The organism is Streptomyces sp. NPDC045021, assembly GCF_056432645.1.
In genome coordinates, this window is sequence record NZ_JBWKIQ010000021.1 from 1 (window position 1) to 20,604 (window position 20,604).

15 protein-coding genes are annotated in these 20,604 nt (G+C 70.6%); 13 read left to right on the forward strand and 2 right to left on the reverse strand.

Translation table 11 applies throughout. The annotated features are described in order from the left end of the window. Positions 1-241: 241 nt before the first annotated feature. The gene (locus tag AC07DC_RS38640; RefSeq protein ID WP_478919462.1) at positions 242-1,165 is read left to right on the forward strand and encodes a cellulose-binding protein; all 924 of its coding nucleotides are present in this window, start codon (positions 242-244) and stop codon (positions 1,163-1,165) included. A 15-nt stretch (positions 1,166-1,180) separates the two neighbouring features. On the opposite strand, the gene AC07DC_RS38645 is transcribed toward AC07DC_RS38640, so the two are convergent. Next, a complete protein-coding gene (locus tag AC07DC_RS38645) occupies positions 1,181-2,722 on the reverse strand; it encodes an MFS transporter (RefSeq protein WP_478919463.1) in 1,542 nt (513 codons plus the stop codon). A gap of 363 nt (positions 2,723-3,085) precedes the next feature. Here AC07DC_RS38645 and AC07DC_RS38650 point away from each other — a divergent pair, with 363 nt between their 5' ends. The 5 genes from AC07DC_RS38650 to AC07DC_RS38670 all read left to right on the forward strand — a co-directional run bounded on the left by AC07DC_RS38650 (position 3,086) and on the right by AC07DC_RS38670 (position 11,858). Continuing rightward, complete coding sequence (locus tag AC07DC_RS38650) at positions 3,086-3,877, forward strand: ABC transporter ATP-binding protein (RefSeq protein ID WP_478919465.1); 792 nt, start codon at positions 3,086-3,088, stop codon at positions 3,875-3,877. Then, a complete protein-coding gene (locus AC07DC_RS38655; RefSeq protein ID WP_478919467.1) occupies positions 3,874-6,441 on the forward strand; it encodes an ABC transporter permease in 2,568 nt (855 codons plus the stop codon). Before AC07DC_RS38650 ends, AC07DC_RS38655 begins: the two co-directional genes overlap by 4 nt. Before the next feature lie 239 nt (positions 6,442-6,680). Beyond that, a complete protein-coding gene (gene mfd, locus AC07DC_RS38660) occupies positions 6,681-10,214 on the forward strand; it encodes a transcription-repair coupling factor (protein ID WP_478919469.1) in 3,534 nt (1,177 codons plus the stop codon). Positions 10,215-10,404: 190 nt separating this feature from the next. Then, positions 10,405-11,418: a glycosyltransferase family 2 protein gene (locus AC07DC_RS38665; protein ID WP_478919470.1), complete on the forward strand. Its 1,014-nt coding sequence runs from the start codon at positions 10,405-10,407 to the stop codon at positions 11,416-11,418. Further along, a complete protein-coding gene (locus AC07DC_RS38670) occupies positions 11,418-11,858 on the forward strand; it encodes a GtrA family protein (protein ID WP_478919471.1) in 441 nt (146 codons plus the stop codon). The genes AC07DC_RS38665 and AC07DC_RS38670 overlap by 1 nt, the downstream gene beginning before the upstream one ends. Here the strand turns inward: AC07DC_RS38670 and AC07DC_RS38675 are convergent. Further along, positions 11,839-13,269, reverse strand: coding sequence for a DUF2079 domain-containing protein (locus AC07DC_RS38675; RefSeq protein ID WP_478919473.1), 1,431 nt, complete (start codon positions 13,267-13,269; stop codon positions 11,839-11,841). The genes AC07DC_RS38670 and AC07DC_RS38675 overlap by 20 nt on opposite strands. A gap of 295 nt (positions 13,270-13,564) precedes the next feature. Between AC07DC_RS38675 and AC07DC_RS38680 the strand changes: the two genes are divergently transcribed. The 7 genes from AC07DC_RS38680 to AC07DC_RS38710 all read left to right on the forward strand — a co-directional run bounded on the left by AC07DC_RS38680 (position 13,565) and on the right by AC07DC_RS38710 (position 20,404). Beyond that, positions 13,565-14,167, forward strand: coding sequence for a hypothetical protein (locus tag AC07DC_RS38680; RefSeq protein WP_478919474.1), 603 nt, complete (start codon positions 13,565-13,567; stop codon positions 14,165-14,167). Beyond that, positions 14,164-15,729, forward strand: coding sequence for a protein kinase domain-containing protein (locus AC07DC_RS38685; RefSeq protein WP_478919475.1), 1,566 nt, complete (start codon positions 14,164-14,166; stop codon positions 15,727-15,729). The genes AC07DC_RS38680 and AC07DC_RS38685 overlap by 4 nt, the downstream gene beginning before the upstream one ends. Before the next feature lie 68 nt (positions 15,730-15,797). Then, positions 15,798-16,508, forward strand: a complete 711-nt coding sequence (locus tag AC07DC_RS38690) for an HNH endonuclease family protein (RefSeq protein WP_478919476.1) — start codon at positions 15,798-15,800, stop codon at positions 16,506-16,508. Between the two features lie 125 nt (positions 16,509-16,633). Beyond that, a complete protein-coding gene (locus AC07DC_RS38695) occupies positions 16,634-17,275 on the forward strand; it encodes a SurA N-terminal domain-containing protein (RefSeq protein WP_478919477.1) in 642 nt (213 codons plus the stop codon). A 108-nt stretch (positions 17,276-17,383) separates the two neighbouring features. After that, entirely contained in the window at positions 17,384-18,367 is a 984-nt protein-coding gene (locus AC07DC_RS38700) for a nucleoside triphosphate pyrophosphohydrolase (protein ID WP_478919565.1), read from the forward strand. 41 nt (positions 18,368-18,408) lie between these two features. After that, on the forward strand, positions 18,409-19,110 hold the full coding sequence (locus AC07DC_RS38705) for an endonuclease V (RefSeq protein WP_478919478.1): 702 nt from the start codon (positions 18,409-18,411) through the stop codon (positions 19,108-19,110). Then, on the forward strand, positions 19,103-20,404 hold the full coding sequence (locus tag AC07DC_RS38710; RefSeq protein WP_478919479.1) for a cytochrome P450 family protein: 1,302 nt from the start codon (positions 19,103-19,105) through the stop codon (positions 20,402-20,404). Before AC07DC_RS38705 ends, AC07DC_RS38710 begins: the two co-directional genes overlap by 8 nt. Positions 20,405-20,604: the final 200 nt, after the last annotated feature.

The following is a 20,604-nucleotide window of genomic DNA, read 5'->3' on the forward strand; positions in this document are numbered from 1 at the left end:
CACGGGGGGGGGCCTGTCGGGTCCGCGTTTTGGGGCGCGGGGGGGGGGGCCCCCGGGGGGCGGGGGGCCCCCCCCCCCCCGCGGCGGGCGGGCCCCCCCCCCCCCCCCCCCCCCCCGCCGCGCTATGTACGGGCGATGGGTTGGGTAGGGGTAGGTCGGAGTGTCGCGGTATACACAATTCGGACATATAGACAAAAATGGATAACAAGGCACGGTTCGGAAGGACGGCGAGGGGCAGCGCATGAGCAGCACGGCAACACCTCACGGCTTCGACACCGTTCGCGGGCGCGGCTACCGGGTGGAACAGGTCGAACGCTTCCTCGAGGAACTGTCCGAGGATCGCGACGCGGCCTGGGAACGGGCCGCCCGGCTCACCGTCCTCGCGAACGAGATGGACACCGAGGCCGCAGCGCTGCGCGAACACGTCGACGCGCTCGGACCGGAGAGTTACCAGGCGCTCGGCGAGGGCGCGCAGGAACTGCTGCGCCTCGTCCAGGACGAGGCCGCGGCCGTCAGAGAACGCGCCGAGAACGAGATCCAGTACGCCCACGACGCCGCGGAGACCGCCCGCCGCGCCCTCCAGGACGAGGCCAGGGCCGCCGCCGCCGAGCGGCGCGCCATCGCGGAGGACCAGGCCGCCCGGGTGCTCGACGAGGCCCGCGGGCGCGCCGGCGAGATCCTCGACGAGGTGCGGACCGAGGCCGCCCGGGTACGCGGCGAGGCCGAACAGGCCCTGGAGGCCACCCGGCAGGACACCACGCGCACCCTCACCGACCTCGACAAGGAACAGCGCGAGCGGCTGGACGCCCTGGAGCACGAGATGGCCGAGCGCGAGGCCGGCGTCGACAGCCGGATCGGCGAGCTGGCCGGATACGCCGAACGCCGTCTTGAGGACGCGCGGGCGGCGCGCGCCGAGGCCGAGGAGTACGCACGGCGCGGGCAGGAGGACGCCGAAGCCCGCGCGGGAGCCCTGCTGGCCGAGGCCCGGATGCGGGAGGAACGCATCCGGCGCGAGAGCGAGCGGGAGCTGCGCGAGCACGAGGAGCGCCGCGAGGAGATCCGCGCCCACCTCGCCCACGTCCGCAGCAGCCTCGCGGCCCTCACCGGCCGCCCCCTGCCCGACGACGATCCCTCGGTCCCGGAACCGGGCCCGGCCCCGGAGTAGCGGAGCGGATGGACGTCAGTCGCCGTCCGTCAGGACGGGGAAGCGGCGCGGGGCGACGAACAACAGGACCAGCACGGCCGCCCCGGCCGCCGCTGCGGCCCCCACGTAGACATGGTCGACCGCCGCCGCCACCGCGCGCCGCACCGGCTCGGCCGCCCCGCCCGGCGGCGTGAGCGAAGCGGGCGCCGCGCCGAGCCGGGCGACCAGCGTGTGGTTGGCGACTGCGCCGAAGACGGCCGCGCCCACGCTCTGCCCGACCTGGCGGCAGAAGAGCACCGACGAGGTCGTCGTGGCCCGCTCCGCCCACCCCACCGTGGACTGCACGCCGACGATCAGCGGCAGTTGGAAGAGCCCGAGCGCGCCGCCGAGCAGCAGCATCATGAGCGCGGGCTGCCAGGCCGGCCCGCCGTAGGGCAGCAGCGGGAACGCGGCGAGGATCGCGGTGGCGCAACTCATGCCGATGACGGCGCTGTTGCGGAAGCCGATCCGCAGATAGACGCGGCTGCTCAGGGCGGCCGACAGCGGCCAGCTCAGCGTCATCACGGACAGCACGAACCCGGCGGCGACCGGCCCGAGCCCGAGGACGGTCTGGGCGTACGTCGGCAGGAAGACCGTCGGCGCGATCATGAGCAGCCCGAGCGCGCCGAGCGCCAGGTTCACGGAGACGATCACGCGCCGCCGCCAGACCCAGCCCGGGATGATCGGCTCGGCGGCGCGCCGTTCGATCACCACCGTGACGGCGGTGCAGACGGCGCTGGCGGCGAACAGGGTGAGGGACTGCCAGGACAGCCAGGACCATGCGATGCCGCCCTGGACGAGGGCGAAGAGCAGCAGCCCACCGGCGAGGAAGAGCGCGACCGCACCGGGCCAGTCGATGCGGTGGCGGGTGCGGGCGATGTTCTCGTGCAGATGGCGCAGGATGAGGACGAGGGCTGCCGCGCCCACCGGCAGGTTGATGAGGAAGATCCAGCGCCAGTCGCCGTACCCGGCGAGGAAGCCGCCGGCCAGCGGTCCCGCGATGGCGGACGCCGCCCACACGGTGGAGAGCGCCGCCTGGATGCGGCCGCGCTCCTTCAGCCCGTACAGATCGGCGGCCACGGTCTGCACGGTGCCCTGTATCGCACCGCCGCCCAGCCCCTGGACGATGCGGAAGGCGATCAGGCTCGCCATGTCCCAGGCTCCCGCGCACAGCAGCGAGCCGAGCAGGAAGAGCGCGATGCCCACCAGGAGCACCGGCTTGCGGCCGAAGGTGTCGGCGAGCTTGCCGTACACGGGCAGCGTCACCGTCACCGCGAGCAGGTAGCCGGAGAAGAGCCAGGAGAACACCGACAGGCCGCCGAGGTCGCCGACGATCTGCGGGACGGCCGTCGAGATGATCGTGGAGTCCATCGCGGCGAGCGCCATGGCGAGCATGAGCGCAGCGACGACCCGACCGCGCCGGGGCGGGCGGGCAGGTTCCGACGCAGCCGATGACCGGGCCGTACGTTCCACAGGACCGCTCACGGCGGCTCCCTCCCCTGGCGTCCACCGCAGTGTGTGTACACCGCACCATTCCATGCCGGACCAGGGTGGCGACAGTCGGTATCGGGGGCATCGCCGCAGGCAGGAGAAGGGTCTTGCACCTCACGCGACGTGAGGGCGCAGGATCGACCCCGAGGTCGCGACGGTACGGAAGTCGGCGACCCTTAGGGGAAAGTACTCACTTCCGCCTACGCGATGTTCGTACTGACGGAGGACGTTCGGAGGGCCCGGTGCTCCTTAAGGTCATCAGTGGGACGTGGTGGGGCTAACCCCACCAGCAAGACGGAGACCTGCCCCATCGCCACGACCCCAGGCTGACCAGCACTCTGATAACGCGGGACAGGGACCACCAGGTTCCGCAGGAGCCCGACGAAACACACGAGATTTCAGGAGATAGCAGTGACAACGGCTGTAACGATTCCCAAGTCCGGGGGCAGCGGAGAGCGTTCGGCTGTTGCCGCCCGTGCACGTCAGGTCACCAAGTCGTACGGCACCACCGAGGACACGCGCGTGGTCGCGCTGGACGCGGTGGACGTGGACATCGCCCGCAGCGGTTTCACCGCGATCATGGGCCCGTCCGGTTCCGGCAAGTCGACCCTGATGCACTGCCTGGCGGGTCTGGACACGGTCACCAGCGGACAGATCTGGGTCGGTGACACGGAGATCACCAAGCTGAAGGACAAGAAGCTCACCCAGCTCCGCCGTGACCAGATCGGCTTCATCTTCCAGGCGTTCAACCTGCTCCCGACGCTCAACGCGGTGGAGAACATCACGCTGCCGATGGACATCGCGGGCCGCAAGCCCGACCGCGAGTGGCTGAACCGCGTCATCGAGACCGTCGGCCTGGCCGGGCGTCTCAAGCACCGCCCGAACCAGCTCTCCGGTGGCCAGCAGCAGCGCGTCGCGGTCGCCCGCGCCCTCGCCGCCCGCCCCGAGATCATCTTCGGTGACGAGCCGACCGGAAACCTGGACTCGCGCGCTGGCGCCGAGGTGCTGGGCTTCCTGCGCCGCTCGGTCGACGAGCTCGGCCAGACGATCGTCATCGTGACCCACGACCCGGTCGCCGCCTCGTACGCGGACCGCGTCATCTACCTGGCCGACGGCCGCATCGTCGACGACATGGCGAACCCGACGGCCGACTCCGTTCTCGAGCGCATGAAGTCCTTCGACGCCCGTGGGAGGGTGTCGTGACCGTCTTCAAGACATCGATGCGCAACTTTGTCGCGCACAAGGGCCGGATGGTGCTCAGCGCCGTCGCCGTGCTCCTTTCGGTGGCGTTCGTCTGCGGCACGCTCGTCTTCACCGACACCATGACCGCGACCTTCGACAAGCTCTTCGCCTCCACGGCGTCGGACGTCTCGGTCAGCGCCAAGAAGGTCGACGACGCCCAGGACACCGGCAAGCCGGAGACCGTACCGTCCTCGCTGCTGGCGAAGCTGCAGCAGACCCCCGGGGTGCAGCAGGTCGAGACGCAGGTGGTCAGCGACAAGATCACCGTCGTCAACAGCAAGAACGAGAACGTCGGCTCCAAGACCGGTGCGCCCACCATCGCCATCAACTGGGACGAGCGCGACAGCAAGAAGTCGGTGGAGCTCACCTCCGGCCACGCGCCGCGCGGCCCGACCGAATCGTTGATCGATGCCGACACCGCCGCCAAGAAGGACCTGAAGATCGGCGACTCGCTCCGGGTCATCGCCACCCCCGGTGACTTCACCACCCGGATCGTCGGCATCGCGACCTTCAAGACCACCAACCCCGGTGCCGCGCTCGTCTACCTCGACACCCCGACCGCGCAGAGCAAACTGCTCGGCACCACGGACGCGTACACGAACTTCGGCCTGACCGCCAAGAGCGGCGTCAGCGACGAGCAGCTGAAGAAGGACGTCACGGCCGCGGTCGGCGCCGGCTACAAGATCCAGACGGCCGCCGAGGCCAACGCCGAGGCCAAGGACGACATCGGTTCGTTCCTGAACCCGATGAAGTACATCATGCTCGGCTTCGCCTTCATCTCGGTGATCGTCGGCATCTTCCTCATCATCAACACCTTCTCGATGCTGGTCGCCCAGCGGACCCGCGAGATCGGCCTGATGCGGGCCATCGGCTCCAGCCGCAAGCAGATCAACCGGTCCGTGCTCTTCGAGGCGCTGATGCTCGGCGTCCTCGGCTCGGTACTCGGCATCGGCGGCGGCATCGGACTCGCCATCCTGCTGATGAAGCTCATGGGCAAGCTCGGCATGCACCTGGACACCTCCGAGCTGACCATCAAGGCCACCACCCCGGTCATCGGGCTCGCGATCGGCGTCATCGTCACGGTGCTGGCCGCCCTGCTGCCCGCCCGGCGGGCCGGCAAGATCTCGCCGATGGCCGCCATGCGGGACGCCGGAACTCCGGCGGACGGCAAGGCCGGCAAGGTCCGCGCCACCATCGGTGTGCTGATGGCCCTGGCCGGCGCCGCCGCCCTGGTCGCGGCAGGCAAGGCGGACAAGGCGTCCCAGGGCTCCTCGTTCCTCGGCTTCGGCGTGCTCCTCACGCTGATCGGCTTCGTGATCGTCGGCCCGCTGCTGGCCGGTGTGCTCGTCCGCGCCCTCAGCACCGTCTCGCTGCGGTTCTTCGGTCCGGTCGGCCGACTCGCGGAGCGCAACGCGCTGCGCAACCCGCGTCGTACCGGCGCCACCGCCTCGGCGCTGATGATCGGCCTCGCGCTGGTCGCCGGACTGTCCGTGGTCGGCACCTCGATGGTGGCCTCGGCCACCGATCAGCTCGACAAGTCGGTCGGCGCGGACTTCATCCTGCAGACCGACAACCAGCAGCCGCTCAGCCCCGCGCTGGCCAAGGCCATCCACTCGGCCGGTCACCTGGAGCACGTCACCGACTACACGGGCACCAACGCCAAGCTGACGACCCCGGACGGCAAGGTCTCCACCAAGCAGTTGACGGCCGCCAGCCCCACCTACGCGCAGGACCTGCGCGTCGAGGCCGTCCAGGGCAAGCTGTCCGACGCCTACGGCGACAACTCGATGTCGGTCAACGAAGGCTTCGCCAAGGACCACGGCATCAAGATCGGCAGCGAGCTGACCGTCGCCTTCATCGGCGGCGAGACCGCGAAGCTGAAGGTCGCCGCGATCACGTCGGACGACACCACGTTCGACAAGGGCGCGATGTACACGAACATCGCCACGGCGAAGCGGTTCCTGCCGGCCGACAAGTTCCCGCCCAACGAGATCATGTTCGCCAAGGCCGTCGACGGCCAGGCCGGTGAGGCGGCCGCTTCCCTCAAGGCAGCGGTCAAGGACTACCCGCAGCTCACCGTCCGGGACCAGACCGACTACAAGGACCTCATCAAGAGCCAGGTCAACCAGCTGCTCTACATGATCTACGGCCTGCTCGGCCTCGCGATCGTCGTCGCCATCCTCGGCGTCGTGAACACGCTGGCCCTGTCGGTCGTCGAGCGGACCCGTGAGATCGGCCTGATGCGGGCGATCGGAATGTCGCGGCGCCAGCTGCGGCGGATGGTCCGGCTGGAGTCCGTGGTCATCGCCCTCTTCGGCGCCCTGGTCGGTCTCGGCCTGGGCATGGGCTGGGGCATCTCGGCGCAGCGGCTGATGGCCACGGTGGGCTTCGGAGTCCTGGACATCCCGTGGGGGACGATCATCATCGTCTTCTTCGGATCGGCCCTCGTCGGCCTGGTGGCCGCGCTGGTCCCCGCCTTCCGGGCGGGCCGGATGAACGTGCTCAACGCCATCGCCTCCGACTAGGCAGTCTCCCCACTGCCTACGAGGCGGCCCCGGAACGCAACCCCCCGCGTTCCGGGGCCGCCGTTTGTTGTCCTTCGTTGATGAGCGTGCGGCGAGTGTCGGCAACAAAAGGGGCGGCGCGTAGCGCTTCAAACAGGGGCGGTGGTCGGGCGACGGGTGGGCGTACGCTGGAGGAACCCCGGCCCGTTTTGACGTGTCGGGTCGTTCGCGTTGTCCAGCCCTGGGACGGAAACCCCTTCATGAGTCTGAACGGTCTGCTCGGCGTCGTCGTGAACGATCCGGCCCTCGCCGAAGCGGTCAAGGCCGGCAGCGACGGCAATCGCCCGTACGTCGACCTGGTGGGACCGCCCGCCGCCCGGCCGCTCGTGCTGGCGGCGCTCGCCGCCCGCACCGGCCGCACGGTCCTGGCGGTGACCGCCACCGGCCGGGAGACCGAGGACCTGGTGGCGGCGCTGCGCTCGTTGCTGCCGCCGGACTCCGTCGTGGAGTACCCGGCGTGGGAGACGCTGCCGCACGAGCGGCTGTCGCCGCGCTCGGACACCGTCGGCCGGCGGCTCGCCGTGCTGCGCAGGCTCGCGCACCCGCGGGCGGACGACCCGACGGCCGGGCCCGTGAAGATCGTCGTCGCGCCGATCCGTTCCGTGCTGCAGCCGCAGGTCAAGGGGCTGGGCGAACTGGAGCCCGTGTCGCTGCGCAGCGGGCAGAGCGCCGATCTCGGCGAGGTCGTGGACGGGCTCGCGGCCGCCGCCTACGCCCGCGTGGAGCTGGTGGAGAAGCGCGGCGAGTTCGCGGTGCGCGGCGGGATCCTCGATGTCTTCCCGCCGACCGAGGAACACCCGCTGCGCGTGGAGTTCTGGGGCGACGACGTCGAGGAGATCCGGTACTTCAAGGTCGCCGACCAGCGGTCGCTGGAGATCGCCGAGCACGGGCTGTGGGCGCCGCCGTGCCGGGAGCTGCTGCTCACCGACGAGGTGCGGGCGCGCGCGGCCGAGCTGGCGATCCAGCACCCTGAGCTGAACGAACTGCTCGACAAGATCGCCGAGGGTATCGCCGTCGAGGGCATGGAATCGCTGGCTCCGGTCCTGGTGGACGACATGGAGCTGCTGCTGGACGTGCTGCCGGCCGGGAGCATGACGGTCGTCTGCGACCCGGAGCGGGTCAGGACGCGCGCCTCCGACCTGGTCGCCACGTCACAGGAGTTCCTGGAGGCGTCCTGGGCGGCCTCCGCCGGCGGCGGGGTGGCGCCGGTCGACCTGGGCGCGGCCTCGCTCTGGTCGATCGCCGATGTGCGCGACCACGCCCGCGAGCTGGGCACGCCCTGGTGGTCGATCAGCCCGTTCGCCGCCGATGCCGAGCTGGACAACGACACCCTGCAGCTGGGCATGCACGCGCCCGAGCTGTACCGGGGGGACACCGCTCGCGCGCTCGCCGACACCAAGGGCTGGCTGGCCGACGGCTGGCGCACGGTCTACGTCACCGAGGGCCACGGCCCGGCTGCCCGCATCGTGGAGGTGCTGGGCGGCGAGGGCATCGCCGCCCGCCTGGACATGGACCTGGCCGACCTGGAGCCGTCCGTCGTCCATGTCGCGACCGGTTCGATCGAGCACGGCTTCATCGACGCGGCGCTCAAGCTGGCCGTGCTGACCGAGTCCGACCTCACCGGGCAGAAGTCCTCCACCAAGGACATGGGGCGGATGCCGTCGCGGCGCCGCAAGACCATCGACCCGCTCACCCTGCAGCCCGGCGACTACATCGTGCACGAGCAGCACGGCGTGGGCCGGTACGTCGAGATGGTGCAGCGCACCGTCCAGGGCGCCACCCGGGAGTACCTGCTGGTCGAGTACGCGCCCGCGAAGAAGGGGCAGCCCGGCGACCGGCTCTTCGTGCCGACCGACCAGCTGGAGCAGATCACCAAGTACGTCGGCGGCGAGGCCCCGACGCTGCACCGGCTCGGCGGCGCCGACTGGACGAAGACCAAGGCGCGCGCGAAGAAGGCGGTCAAGGAGATCGCCGCCGACCTGATCAAGCTCTACTCGGCGCGGATGGCGGCCCCCGGTTACACCTTCGGGCCCGACACCCCCTGGCAGCGCGAGCTGGAGGACGCCTTCCCGTACGTGGAGACGCCCGACCAGCTGACCACCATCGCCGAGGTCAAGGAGGACATGGAGAAGTCGGTCCCGATGGACCGGCTGATCTGCGGCGACGTCGGCTACGGCAAGACCGAGATCGCGGTCCGCGCCGCCTTCAAGGCGGTCCAGGACAGCAAGCAGGTCGCGGTCCTGGTCCCGACCACGCTGCTGGTGCAGCAGCACTTCACGACCTTCTCCGAGCGGTACGCGCAGTTCCCCGTCGTGGTGAAGGCGCTGTCGCGCTTCCAGTCCGACAGCGAGGCGAAGGCCGTGCTGGAGGGGTTGCGCGACGGCTCGGTCGATGTCGTCATCGGCACGCACCGGCTCTTCTCGTCCGAGACGAAGTTCAAGGACCTTGGCCTGGTCATCGTCGACGAGGAGCAGCGGTTCGGCGTCGAGCACAAGGAGCAGCTGAAGAAGCTGCGCGCCAACGTGGACGTGCTGACGATGTCCGCCACCCCCATTCCCCGCACCCTGGAGATGGCGGTCACCGGCATCCGCGAGATGTCGACGATCACCACCCCGCCGGAGGAGCGGCACCCGGTGCTGACCTTCGTCGGGCCGTACGAGGAGAAGCAGATCGGCGCCGCGGTCCGGCGTGAACTGCTGCGCGAGGGCCAGGTCTTCTACATCCACAACCGGGTCGAGTCGATCGACCGGGCGGCGGCGCGGCTGCGCGAGATCGTGCCGGAGGCGCGGATCGCCACCGCGCACGGGCAGATGGGCGAGAGCGCGCTGGAGCAGGTCGTCGTCGACTTCTGGGAGAAACGCTTCGACGTGCTGGTCTCCACGACGATCGTCGAGTCCGGCATCGACATCTCCAACGCGAACACCCTCATCGTGGAGCGCGGCGACAACTTCGGTCTTTCGCAGCTGCACCAGCTGCGCGGCCGCGTCGGCCGCTCGCGCGAGCGCGGCTACGCCTACTTCCTGTACCCGCCGGAGAAGCCGCTGACCGAGACCGCGCACGAGCGGCTCGCGACGATCGCGCAGCACACCGAGATGGGCGCGGGCATGTACGTCGCGATGAAGGACCTGGAGATCCGCGGCGCGGGCAACCTGCTCGGCGGCGAGCAGTCCGGGCACATCGCGGGCGTCGGCTTCGACCTCTACATCCGGATGGTCGGCGAGGCGGTCGCCGACTACCGCTCGGCGCTGGAGGACGGCGGCGAGCCCGACGAGACCCTGCTCGACGTCAAGATCGAACTTCCGGTGGACGCGCATGTCCCGCACGACTACGCGCCGGGGGAGCGGCTGCGCCTGCAGGCGTACCGCGCCATCGCCGCGGCCAACAGCCACGACGACATCGCGGCGGTTCGCGAGGAGCTCACCGACCGGTACGGCAAGCTGCCGGAGCCGGTGGAGAACCTGCTGCTGGTGGCCGGGCTGCGGCTGCTCGCCCGCAAGGTCGGGGTCTCCGACATCACCCTGGCGGGCAGCAACGTCCGGTTCGGTCCCGTCGAGCTGCGCGAGTCGCAGGAACTGCGGCTGAACCGGCTCTACCCGCGCACGGTCATGAAGAACGCGACCCGTCAGGTCCTCGTACCGCGCCCGACCACCGCCAAGATCGGCGGCACGCCCGTCATCGGACGCGAACTCCTGCTGTGGACGTCGGAGTTCCTGACCACGATTCTCGACAACTGATCCACCGCGCGACCGGACGGCGTTGAGACACGACCGACGGGTCTCCGACGGGTAACCGATACACAACCGGCGCCGCCGCGCCGTGAGTCATGTGGCGTTCAGATCGCCGTCATGTGGCCCTTGCGCGGCGGCCGCGCGGGGGTCGTGTACCGCGGGCAGCATTTCCGTGTATCCCACGGAAAGTGAATCCATGCGCCTGTCCGTTGTCGTTCCCTGTTACAACGAGGAATCCGGTGTAGAGCTTTTCGACGCGACGATCCGGGAGACCCTGGACCTTCTCCCCGTCGACTACGAGCTCTGCTACGTGGACGACGGCAGCTCGGACGCGACGCTGGAACGGTTGCGGAGCCTGGCCGAGAAGCACGTGGGCAGCACCCGGTACGTCTCGTTCAGCCGGAACTTCGGCAAGGAGGCCGGCATGCTCGCCGGGCTCCGCGAGGCCACCGGCGACGCCGTCGTGCTGATGGACGCCGATCTGCAGCACCCGCCGGAGCTGATCGTGCGGATGCTGGAGCTGTTCAGCCGTGGCCACGACCAGGTGATAGCGCGCCGTACCAGGGAGGGCGACAAGTTCGTCCGCAGCACGGTGAGCCGGCTGTACTACCGGATGGTCAACAAGTGGGTCGATGTCGAACTGACCGACGGGGTCGGTGACTTCCGGCTGCTCTCCCGTCGGGCCGTCGACGCGCTGCTGTCGATGCCGGAGTACAACCGCTTCTCCAAGGGGCTCTTCTCCTGGATCGGCTTCGACACGGTCACCTTCGACTACCGCAACGCCGCCCGCGCCGCGGGCGAGACGAAGTGGCGGTTCGGGGCGCTGCTCAACTACGGGATCGACGGGCTGATCTCCTTCAACAACCGTCCGCTGCGGATGGGAATCCATCTCGGCCTGGCGCTGGCCGGTCTGGCCGGCGTGTACGCCGCCTGGGTCACGGTGGCCGCGGTGGTCGGTGGGGTGACCGCGCCCGGCTATGTGACACTGATCGTCGCCATCGTCGGGCTCGGCGGGCTGCAGATGATGATGCTGGGGCTGATGGGCGAGTACATCGGCCGCATCTACTACGAGTCCAAGCGGCGGCCGCACTTCCTCGTCAAGGAGACCAACGTGCCGCCCTCCACCTTCGGCGGCCCGGACAGCGCACCCGCCACCGGTGCCGCCCTGCTGTCGGAGCGGCCGGCCCGCGCAGCGGAGGGCCGTCGCTGATGCCCGTGCGTCTCCTGCAGGTGGTGCGCTTCGGACTGGTGGGCGTGGTGAACACCGGTACGTTCTACGGCTGTTACCTGGTCCTGCACCGCTGGATGCCCTACTACCCGGCGTATGTCGTGGCGTTCGTGCTGAGCATGACCGGCTCGTTCTTCCTCAACACCTACTTCACCTACCGGACCCGGCCGACCTGGCGGAAGTTCCTGCTCTTCCCGCTGACCAACCTGACGAACTTCATCGTCACCTCGGTGGGCATGTACGTCCTGGTGGAGTGGTGCGGAGTGGGCGAGAGGCCCGCGCCGCTGATCGCCGCGGCCGCCGCGATCCCCGTGACGTATCTGCTCTCCCGGCGGATCCTGCTGAACCGCGAGCAGCCGGCCCCGACCCAGGAGCCCGCTCTCACCCCCGCTTCGACAGCACCTAGCCGCGACGCAGGATGACGTAGCCCTCGCTGTTGGCGATCTGGGTGTACGTCGCCGAGGGGTGGAGCTGGTGGGCGTAGTCGACCGGGTCGGGGACCCAGCCGTCACCGTTGTCGATGGCGATGTAGTCGGGAACGACGTTCTTTGCCCCGCCGACCCAGTAGACGGTGCAGCGGTTGACGAGCCTGCTGATCGGTCCGACGTTGGCCTCGACGCTCGCACCGTCCGGGATCTGCCGGAGCAGCTTCTCGACGGCCCTGACGTGCGCGCCGGGCTGATACGTGGCGGTGTGCGTGAGATCCGCCAGCGGGAGCGTGGTGGACAGCGCCAGGGCCGCGGCCGCCACCGCGGCGGGCAACTGCGAGGCGTAGGAGCGCAGCCAGCCCCGCGGGCTGTTGCGCGACTCGTGGACGGCGTCGACGAGGGCGAGGAAGACGACGGGCATCAGCACGGCGCTGTAGTGCCACTCCAGGCCCCAGTAGTGGTCGTCGTGGGAGATGAAGCGCCAGCCGATGGTGGGCAGGGCGGCGATCAGCAGCGGTGAGCGCAGCGCGAGGAGCCCGCTGGTCGGCAGCAGGATCCACAACAGGGTGCGCAGCGCGGTGTCCGGCGGGATGGTGCCGGCGACGGGCGCGCCGCTCCCGCCGAGCTTGTTCCAGTAGTCGTAGCCGCCGCTGTTGTTGAAGGCGGGGATGAGGACGCCGAACGCGATGGCGGCGAAGGCGATACCGAAGCCGATGAGCCAGATCGCGTACGAGGCGGTCCGCGGATCCTCGCGCCGGGTCCGCAGCAGCACGACCACGCCGATGGCGGCGAGGGTCGCGCCCATGTCCTCCTTGACGAGGATCAGCGGCAGCGCCCACCACATCGCCGTCTTCCACCGCTTGTGCAGCACGGCCTCCAGGGAGAAGGCGAGCATCGGCATGGCGAAGGCGATCTCGTGGAAGTCGAACTCGATGGCCCGCTGCACACCCCACGACAGCCCGTAGGCGACACCGACGGACAGCCCCCGGCCGCGGCCGAGGAAGTGCGCGGCGACCCGGGTGACGGGGACGACGGAGAGCGCGAAGAGGACGGCCTGCACCACGAGGAGGGTGACCGGCGTGGGGAAGACCCGGTAGAAGGGCGCGACCAGCGCGGTGATGGGGCTGAAGTGATCGCCGAGGATGTTGGTCCCGGGGCCCTTGAGATCGGCGACCGGCGCCTGGAAGTGCGCGTAGGACTTGATCGCCTGCTCGAAGATCCCGAGGTCCCAGGACATCGTCGCCATCCGCCGGAACCGGCAGACCGACAGGGTGGCGTACGCGATGAAGAGCGCGCCGGCCAGCCAGTACGGGTCCAGCCGGGGACGGAAGAGGCGCTGCAGGAGCGTGCCGGGGGCAGCACTTTTCCCGTGCTGGGCGGGGATGGCCGTGGTAGCCATGTCCATGCTGCGTTCCTTTCGCACGGGAAGACGCGCGGCACCCTCGGCTGTGCACGTCCGCCACGAAAAGATACGTGAGTGCCGCGGGGATGTGCTTCAGCCGGTCGTCGACCGGTCGCCGCAACCACTCGTATCGCAGTATGCGTCGCTCTTGGTGACAGTGACCAGACGGTGGTCGTACGGCGTACGGCGTACGGGCCCGGGTGCGGTCCGGTCCTAATTGTTGTGGCATCGTCAGACCGCTCGTCCGCCCCTGCCGATACGCTCGCTTTTCCAGCCATGACTTTGTTCAGGAGCAGCCATGAACGGCCCAGGCATCACGCCGCCCCCGACGAGTGACGGCACTCGGACCGGGCTGCGCGTCCTGTTCGTGCTGCTGGCGGTGCTCTCGTGCGGTTTTCTCGCCTGGGCGCCGCTGCTGCGGGTCGCCCTGCTGCGGCGCAACGTGGCGGACTGGGTTATCTGCGGGGCCTCCGGAGTCCTCACGATCACGCTGTTCGGGCTCATCGGTAACGAGCCGGGGGACACCGCGGGCCCCCGGTCGAACGCGGCACTGAGCGTCCTGCTGATCCAGGCCGTCGCGTCCGCGGTGTACTTCGTGGTCATCGACATCCGGCACTACCGGGAGCTGGACGCGCGGATGCCGCCGCGTCCGTACGGACAGCAGCCCTTCCCCTATGGAGCCCAGCAGCAGACGCAGTTGCCCACCCCGCGCGCCGACTACAACCCGTACCGCGACACCCCCACGCCGGCTCCCGTCCCGCCGGTCGCCCCGGTCCCGGACCCCAGCGCGACGCCGACGCCGGCCACGGGCCCGGCCGGCCCGCCCGCGCCGCGCATCGATCAGGTCCGCGCCGAACTGGACGAGCTGAGTGACTACCTCCGCAAGGAGGAAGGCCGGTGAACGGTCGGCTCGTCGCCGGGCGGTACGAGTTGGCCACCGTCCTGGGCCAGGGCGGCATGGGCCAGGTCTGGACGGCGTACGACCGCCGGCTGGACCGCCGCGTCGCCGTGAAGCTGCTGCGCCCCGACAAGGTCGCGGGCGGCGAGAACGTCGCCGAGCTGCGCCAGCGCTTCGACCGCGAGTGCCGGGTCACCGCCCAGGTCGACCACCCCGGCCTGGTCACCGTCCATGACGCGGGCACCGACGGCGACGAGCTGTACCTCGTCATGCAGCACGTCGAGGGCCAGGACCTCGGCGACCACCTCGCCGAGCACGACCCCTACCCGTGGCCCTGGGCGGTCGCGGTCGCCGCCCAGTTGTGCGCGGCGCTCTCCGCCGTCCACGCGGTGCCGATCGTGCACCGCGACCTGAAGCCGAGCAACATGATGGTCCGGCCCGACGGCACCGTCGTCGTGCTCGACCTCGGCGTCGCGTCCGTCATGGACACTGACACCACCCGCCTCACCCACACCGGCACGCCGATCGGCAGCCCCGCCTACATGGCCCCGGAACAGGCGATGGGCGGCGCCGTCGGACCGCGCACCGACCTGTACGCGCTCGGTGTGGTCCTGCACGAACTGCTCAGCGGCAACGTCCCGTTCCACGGCTCCACCGCGCTCGGCGTCCTGCACCGCCATCTCTACGAGGCCCCGGTCGCACTCCGCCAGCTCCGGCCCGAGCTGCCCGCGCAGCTGGAGTCCCTCGTCCTGCGGCTGCTCGCCAAGGACCCCCAGCACCGGCCCGCCGACGCCCAACGCGTCTACGGCGAACTGGCGTCGCTGCTCCCGACCTCCGGGACCGCGCACGCGCAGCGCGTGCCGGGGCCGATGGATCCCACCCGGCCGTTCCTGCGTCCGCACGCCCCCTGGCCCGACCGGCCCGGCACCGGCCAGGAAGGGGTCCAGCCGCCGGCGATGCCGTCGACGCCGCCTTCCACCACGTTCCCGCCGACACCGCCGGCCGGCCCGGACATCGCCGCCTCGGTCGACGAGGTCAGACGGCTCCTCGACGCGGGCCGCATCACGCAGGCCGTCGACATACTCGGCGGCGTCCTGCCCGCCGCCGCGGCGAAGCACGGCGAGCACTCGCCGATCGTGCGCATGCTGCGCAAGCAGTACGCCGCCACGCTCATGGAGGACGGCCAGTACCGCCGTGCGTTCCCCGAACTGCGGCGCCTGGCGGACGAGTTCGCCACCCAGAGCGGCCCGGCCGACCGTCAGGTCCTGCAGTTCCGCTACGAGGCGGCGCAGTGCCTCGAACAGCTCGGCGAGGCGGGCGCCGCCCTCGGCGAATACCGCACCCTTCTGCCGTACTTCGAGCAGTACGCGGCCACCGACCCGGCCCTCCCGCTGGAGATCCGCCGCCGGATCGGCCACCTCCTGCTCTCCGTCGGCGACCGCTCCACCGCCCGCGAGGTGCTCGCGCGGCTCCTCTACGACGCGGACCGCGTGCACGGGCCGCACCATCCCTTCTGCATCGAGCTGCGCCGCACCCTGGCATGGCTGGGCCAAGTGCGGGCATGAGGCGAGCAGATGGGTGGTCCGGCCGGGCCGCTCCGAACGCGGGGCCGTCAACGCCATAAGGTGCGCACATGTACAGACGCGGGGCACGGGCACCACACATAATCCTGTGCGGGCTGGCGATTGCCGGCCTGCTCGGCACGGCGGGCTGCAAGGCCGACACCCAGGGCGGTGCCGGCAACGGCAACGGACCGGGCAAGAGCGCGCCCGGCGGCAGTGCGCTGGCCGCCGCCGACTCCCTCACCGTCAAGGGGCGCGCGCCGAAGACCGGTTACACGCGGGAGAAGTTCGGCAAGTCCTGGGTCGACACCGACCACAACGGCTGCGGGACGCGCGACGACATACTGAAGCGCGACCTCACCGGAGAAACGTTCCGCGCGGAGCAGGGCGGCCACTGCGTCGTCACCTCGGGGACGCTCGACGACCCCTACACCGGGCAGAAGATCACGTACACCCGGGGCAAGAGCACGGTCGACATCGACCACGCGGTCGCGCTGTCCGATGCCTGGCAGAAGGGCGCCGGACAGTGGACGACCGACAAGCGGGTGCAGTTCGCCAACGACCCGATGAACCTGATCGCCGCCGACGCGTCCGCCAACCGCTCCAAGGGCGACGGCGACGCCGCGACCTGGCTGCCGCCGAACAAGGGCTACCGGTGCGCGTACGTGGCGCGGCAGGTGGCGGTGAAGAAGAAGTACGGGGTGTGGGTCACCGCGGCCGAGAAGGACGCGATGCGCAAGCAGCTGAACACCTGTCCGAACGAGAAGCTGCCCACCGCCTGAGTGGTTCGTGATCGGCCGGACAGGCCTCAGTTCGGCGGAGTGCTGGATATCGAAGCGTTCCGCTCCATATCCTCGATCTTCGCAAGGTCGAAGCACCGCCGCTCGATCCCATGCCGGGAGGCACCATGGTCCGCCGACGCACCGCCGTCTCGCTCGCCGCCGCCGCACTTGTTGCGATGACCCCTGTGATCAGCGCGTGCGGCACCCCGCACGCGGGGGCCGCAGCCGTGGTGGAGAACGAGACGATCTCCGTCTCGGACCTCCAGTCGAAGGTCAACGCGGTCCGCACCGCGCAGGAGAAGTCGCCCCAGGCGGCCGAACTCATCGGCGGAAGCAGTGATCTGACCAGCCAGACGCTCGGCACGATGGTGGTGACCAGGCTGCTGGACCGCGTCGCCAAGAACGTGGGCGTCACGGTCACCCGCTCCGACATCGGGCAGATGCGGACGGCGCTGGAGGCCCAGTCCGGCGGACCCGCCGCGCTGGCGCCCGCGCTGCTCGAGAAGTACAGCGTCGCGCCCTCCGACATCGACGCCTTCTGCCGGCTGCAGGTCGAGGCGGGCAAGATCATCTCCAGCCTCGGCGTCCAGCCCGGCAGCGACGGCGGCAACGCGGCACTGAACGAGCTGCTGGCCAAGACCGCCACGACCATGCAGATCGACGTGAACCCCCGCTACGGCACCTGGGACGCCCAGAACGCCCGCCTCACCGAAACCCACGAGCCCTGGCTCGCCCCGGTGGCAACAGCGCCCCTCCAGGGCGCCTAGGACCCGACCGGGCGGCCGCACGTAACGGCCGCCCGGACCGTCCGCCGTCGCGGGGACGCGGCGGAGCGGGGTTGTGGGGCGGGGTAGGTTCGAACGGTGGACGACTCGATGACCCCCGCGCCAGGCCGCCTCGTACTGCTCACCACCAGCCACCGGGTGGCTCCCGGGCTGCTGTCGTGGCCCGCGTGGGAACTGCTGCGCGCCGCCGACCAGGTCATCTGTGCGGACCCGGGGCATCCCCAGCTGCCGTATCTGCGGGAGGCGGGCGTGAGCGTCGTGCATGCGGCGCCCACCGGGCAGGAGCTGGTGGACGCCACCGCCGGCGAGCGGACCGTCGTCTATCTCCCGACCGCCGACAACGACCCCGCCGTCACCGACGAACTGGCCCGCCTCGGCGGATCGGGGCGGGTCGCGATGCCGGATCTGGAGCTGCTGCCCGGCTCGTACGACCTGCCGGGGGCGCGGCTGCTCGATCTCGTGCAGGTCATGGACCGGATCCGCGCGGAGTGCCCGTGGACCCGGGAGCAGACCCACACGGACCTGGCCAAGTACGGCATCGAGGAGATGTACGAGCTGGTCGAGGCGATCGAGGAGGGCGACCGCGAGTCGCTGCGCGAGGAGCTCGGGGACGTGCTGCTGCAGGTCGTCTTCCACTCCCGGATCGCCGAGGAGGACGCGGAGGAGCCGTTCTCGATCGACGATGTCGCCGGCACGATCGTCGACAAGCTCATCCACCGGCACCCGCACATCTTCGGGGACGAGATCGCCGAGACCCCCGAGGCCGTCCAGGCGAACTGGGTCCGCTTCAAGGCGATGGAGAAGCAGCGCGACTCGGTGACGGACGGTGTGCCGGTCGGGCAGCCGGCCCTCGCGCTGGCCGCGCAGCTCAGCACGCGGGCGCGGCGGGCCGGGCTGCCGGTGCCGGACGCCGCCGGTGTGGCGGTGCCGTCGGACGGCACGGCGCTCGGCGACCTGCTGCTGGCCCTGGCCTCCGCGGCCACCGCCGCCGGGCTCGACCCGGAATCCGCACTACGGGCCGCCGCCCGCCGCTACCGCGACACGCTGCGCGCGGCGGAGCAGCCGGGAGCATGACCGGGGCGACCGGGCCGCAGGCCGCCACGTAGCGTTCTGCCATGCAGATCGATGTGCCGCACGAGTGGCCGGCCGACGAGGCGCAGGCGCTGGAGATCCAGGACCGGCTGAGGGCGCGGGCGGACCACCGCGGGCCCGGGCCGCGGGAGCCGCGCCTCGTCGCGGGGCTGGACGTCGCGTACGCGGGTGACGGCAACGGCACGGGCGACCGGGTCGCCGCGGCCGTCGTCGTACTGGACGCGCGGACGCTCGCGCCGGTGGAACAGGCGACCGCCGTCGCCGAGACCTCGTTCCCCTACATCCCCGGGCTGTTCGCGTTCCGCGAGCTGCCCGCCCTGGTCGAGGCGCTCCGCAAGCTGAGCACCGTCCCGGAGCTGCTGGTCTGCGACGGTCACGGGCTGGCGCACCCCCGGCGGTTCGGCCTCGCCTGCCACCTCGGGGTGATCACCGGCATTCCTACGCTCGGGGTCGCCAAGACACCGTTCACCGGCAGCTACGACCCGGCCGCGCTGGGCCCGGAACGCGGGGTGTTCGCGCCGCTCGACGACGGCGGCGAGACCGTGGGCCGCGCGCTGCGCACCCAGCGGGGCGTCAAGCCGGTCTATGTGTCGACAGGGCACCGCATCGACCTGGACACGGCGTGCCGGCATGTCCTGGCGCTGGCGCCGGAGTACCGGCTGCCGCAGACGACCCGGCTCGCCGATCGCCTCTGCCGGGACGCGCTAGCGTCAGGGGGTGCCTGACGAGACTGCCGCCACCCCCGCGCCCACCCCCACCCCCACCCTCTTCACCTGGGAATTCGCCGCCGACCCGTACCCGGCGTACGCCTGGCTGCGCGAGCACTCGCCGGTGCACAGGACCACGCTCCCCAGCGGGGTCGACGCCTGGCTGGTGACGCGGTACGCGGACGCGCGGCAGGCGCTGGCGGACGCGCGGCTCAGCAAGAACCGGGGCCACCACAGCGAGGGCGCCAACGCCAAGAACAAGGTGGGCATCCCCGGCGAGCGCGGCGCGGATCTGATGACGCACCTGCTGAACATCGACCCGCCGGACCACACCCGGCTGCGGCGCCTCGTCTCGAAGGCGTTCACCCCGCGCCGCATCGCGGAGTTCGCACCGCGCGTGCAGGAGCTGACCGACCGCCTCATCGACGGCCTCCAGCGGGACGGGACGGGCGCGGTGAAGAGCGAGGCGGATCTGATCCACGAGTTCGCCTTCCCGCTCCCCATCTACACGATCTGCGACCTGCTGGGCGTCCCGGCCGAGGACCAGGACGACTTCCGGGACTGGGCGGGGATGATGATCCGCCACGGCGGCGGCCCGCGGGGCGGTGTCGCCCGGTCGGTGAAGAAGATGCGGTCGTACCTGCTGGAGCTCATCCACCGCAAGCGCGCGGACCCCGGCGACGATCTGATCTCCGGGCTCATCAAGGCCAGCGACCACGGCGAGCACCTGTCGGAGAACGAAGCGGCCGCGATGGCCTTCATCCTGCTTTTTGCCGGTTTTGAAACCACGGTCAACCTCATCGGCAACGGGGTCCACACGCTGCTGCGCCATCCCGAACAGCGCGCGCGACTCCAGGAGTCGATCGCCCGCGGCGAGAGCGACCTCCTGGAGACCGCGGTGGAGGAACTGCTGCGCTACGACGGGCCGGTCGAGCTGGCGACCTGGCGGTTCGCGACGCAGTCGCTGACGATCGGCGGACAGCGGATCGAGGAGGGCGAGCCGGTGCTGGTGGTGCTGGCGGCTGCCGACCGCGACCCCGACCGCTTCGACGGGCCCGACACGTTGGACCTGGCGCGGCGCGACAACCAGCACGTCGGCTACGGGCACGGCATCCACTACTGCCTGGGCGCCCCGTTGGCCCGTCTGGAGGCGCAGTCCGCCCTCGCGACGCTGCTGACCCGGCTCCCGGATCTGCGGCTGGCGGCGGACCCGGACGACCTGCGGTGGCGCGGCGGTCTCATCATGCGCGGACTGCGGACGCTGCCGGTGGGCTTCACCCCCGAGACCGGAACTGCTGAATCGGCGTCCTGAGTCCAGCCCTTCACACCGTTAAACCCTGATGGAACGTCAAAAATGTCCAGTACAAGAGGTACGAGCTGAAATCGACCGTGACCTTAGCGTGACGCCCGCTACACCGACTTGTGATCCCATGGTCAACACCGCTACGTTCTGCGGTCATCGCAGGCTTCTCGAATATGACGCAGGGCCGTAGTCAATGGTTTTGGAGATGA

Coding starts and splice junctions, on each gene's coding strand:
- AC07DC_RS38640 (WP_478919462.1), top strand. CDS start 242: ATGAGCAGCACGGCAACACCTCACGGCTTCGACACCGTTCGCGGGCGC.
- AC07DC_RS38645 (WP_478919463.1), bottom strand. CDS start 2,722: ATGGAATGGTGCGGTGTACACACACTGCGGTGGACGCCAGGGGAGGGA.
- mfd (WP_478919469.1), top strand. CDS start 6,681: ATGAGTCTGAACGGTCTGCTCGGCGTCGTCGTGAACGATCCGGCCCTC.
- AC07DC_RS38665 (WP_478919470.1), top strand. CDS start 10,405: ATGCGCCTGTCCGTTGTCGTTCCCTGTTACAACGAGGAATCCGGTGTA.
- AC07DC_RS38670 (WP_478919471.1), top strand. CDS start 11,418: ATGCCCGTGCGTCTCCTGCAGGTGGTGCGCTTCGGACTGGTGGGCGTG.
- AC07DC_RS38675 (WP_478919473.1), bottom strand. CDS start 13,269: ATGGACATGGCTACCACGGCCATCCCCGCCCAGCACGGGAAAAGTGCT.
- AC07DC_RS38680 (WP_478919474.1), top strand. CDS start 13,565: ATGAACGGCCCAGGCATCACGCCGCCCCCGACGAGTGACGGCACTCGG.
- AC07DC_RS38690 (WP_478919476.1), top strand. CDS start 15,798: ATGTACAGACGCGGGGCACGGGCACCACACATAATCCTGTGCGGGCTG.
- AC07DC_RS38695 (WP_478919477.1), top strand. CDS start 16,634: ATGGTCCGCCGACGCACCGCCGTCTCGCTCGCCGCCGCCGCACTTGTT.
- AC07DC_RS38700 (WP_478919565.1), top strand. CDS start 17,384: ATGACCCCCGCGCCAGGCCGCCTCGTACTGCTCACCACCAGCCACCGG.
- AC07DC_RS38705 (WP_478919478.1), top strand. CDS start 18,409: ATGCAGATCGATGTGCCGCACGAGTGGCCGGCCGACGAGGCGCAGGCG.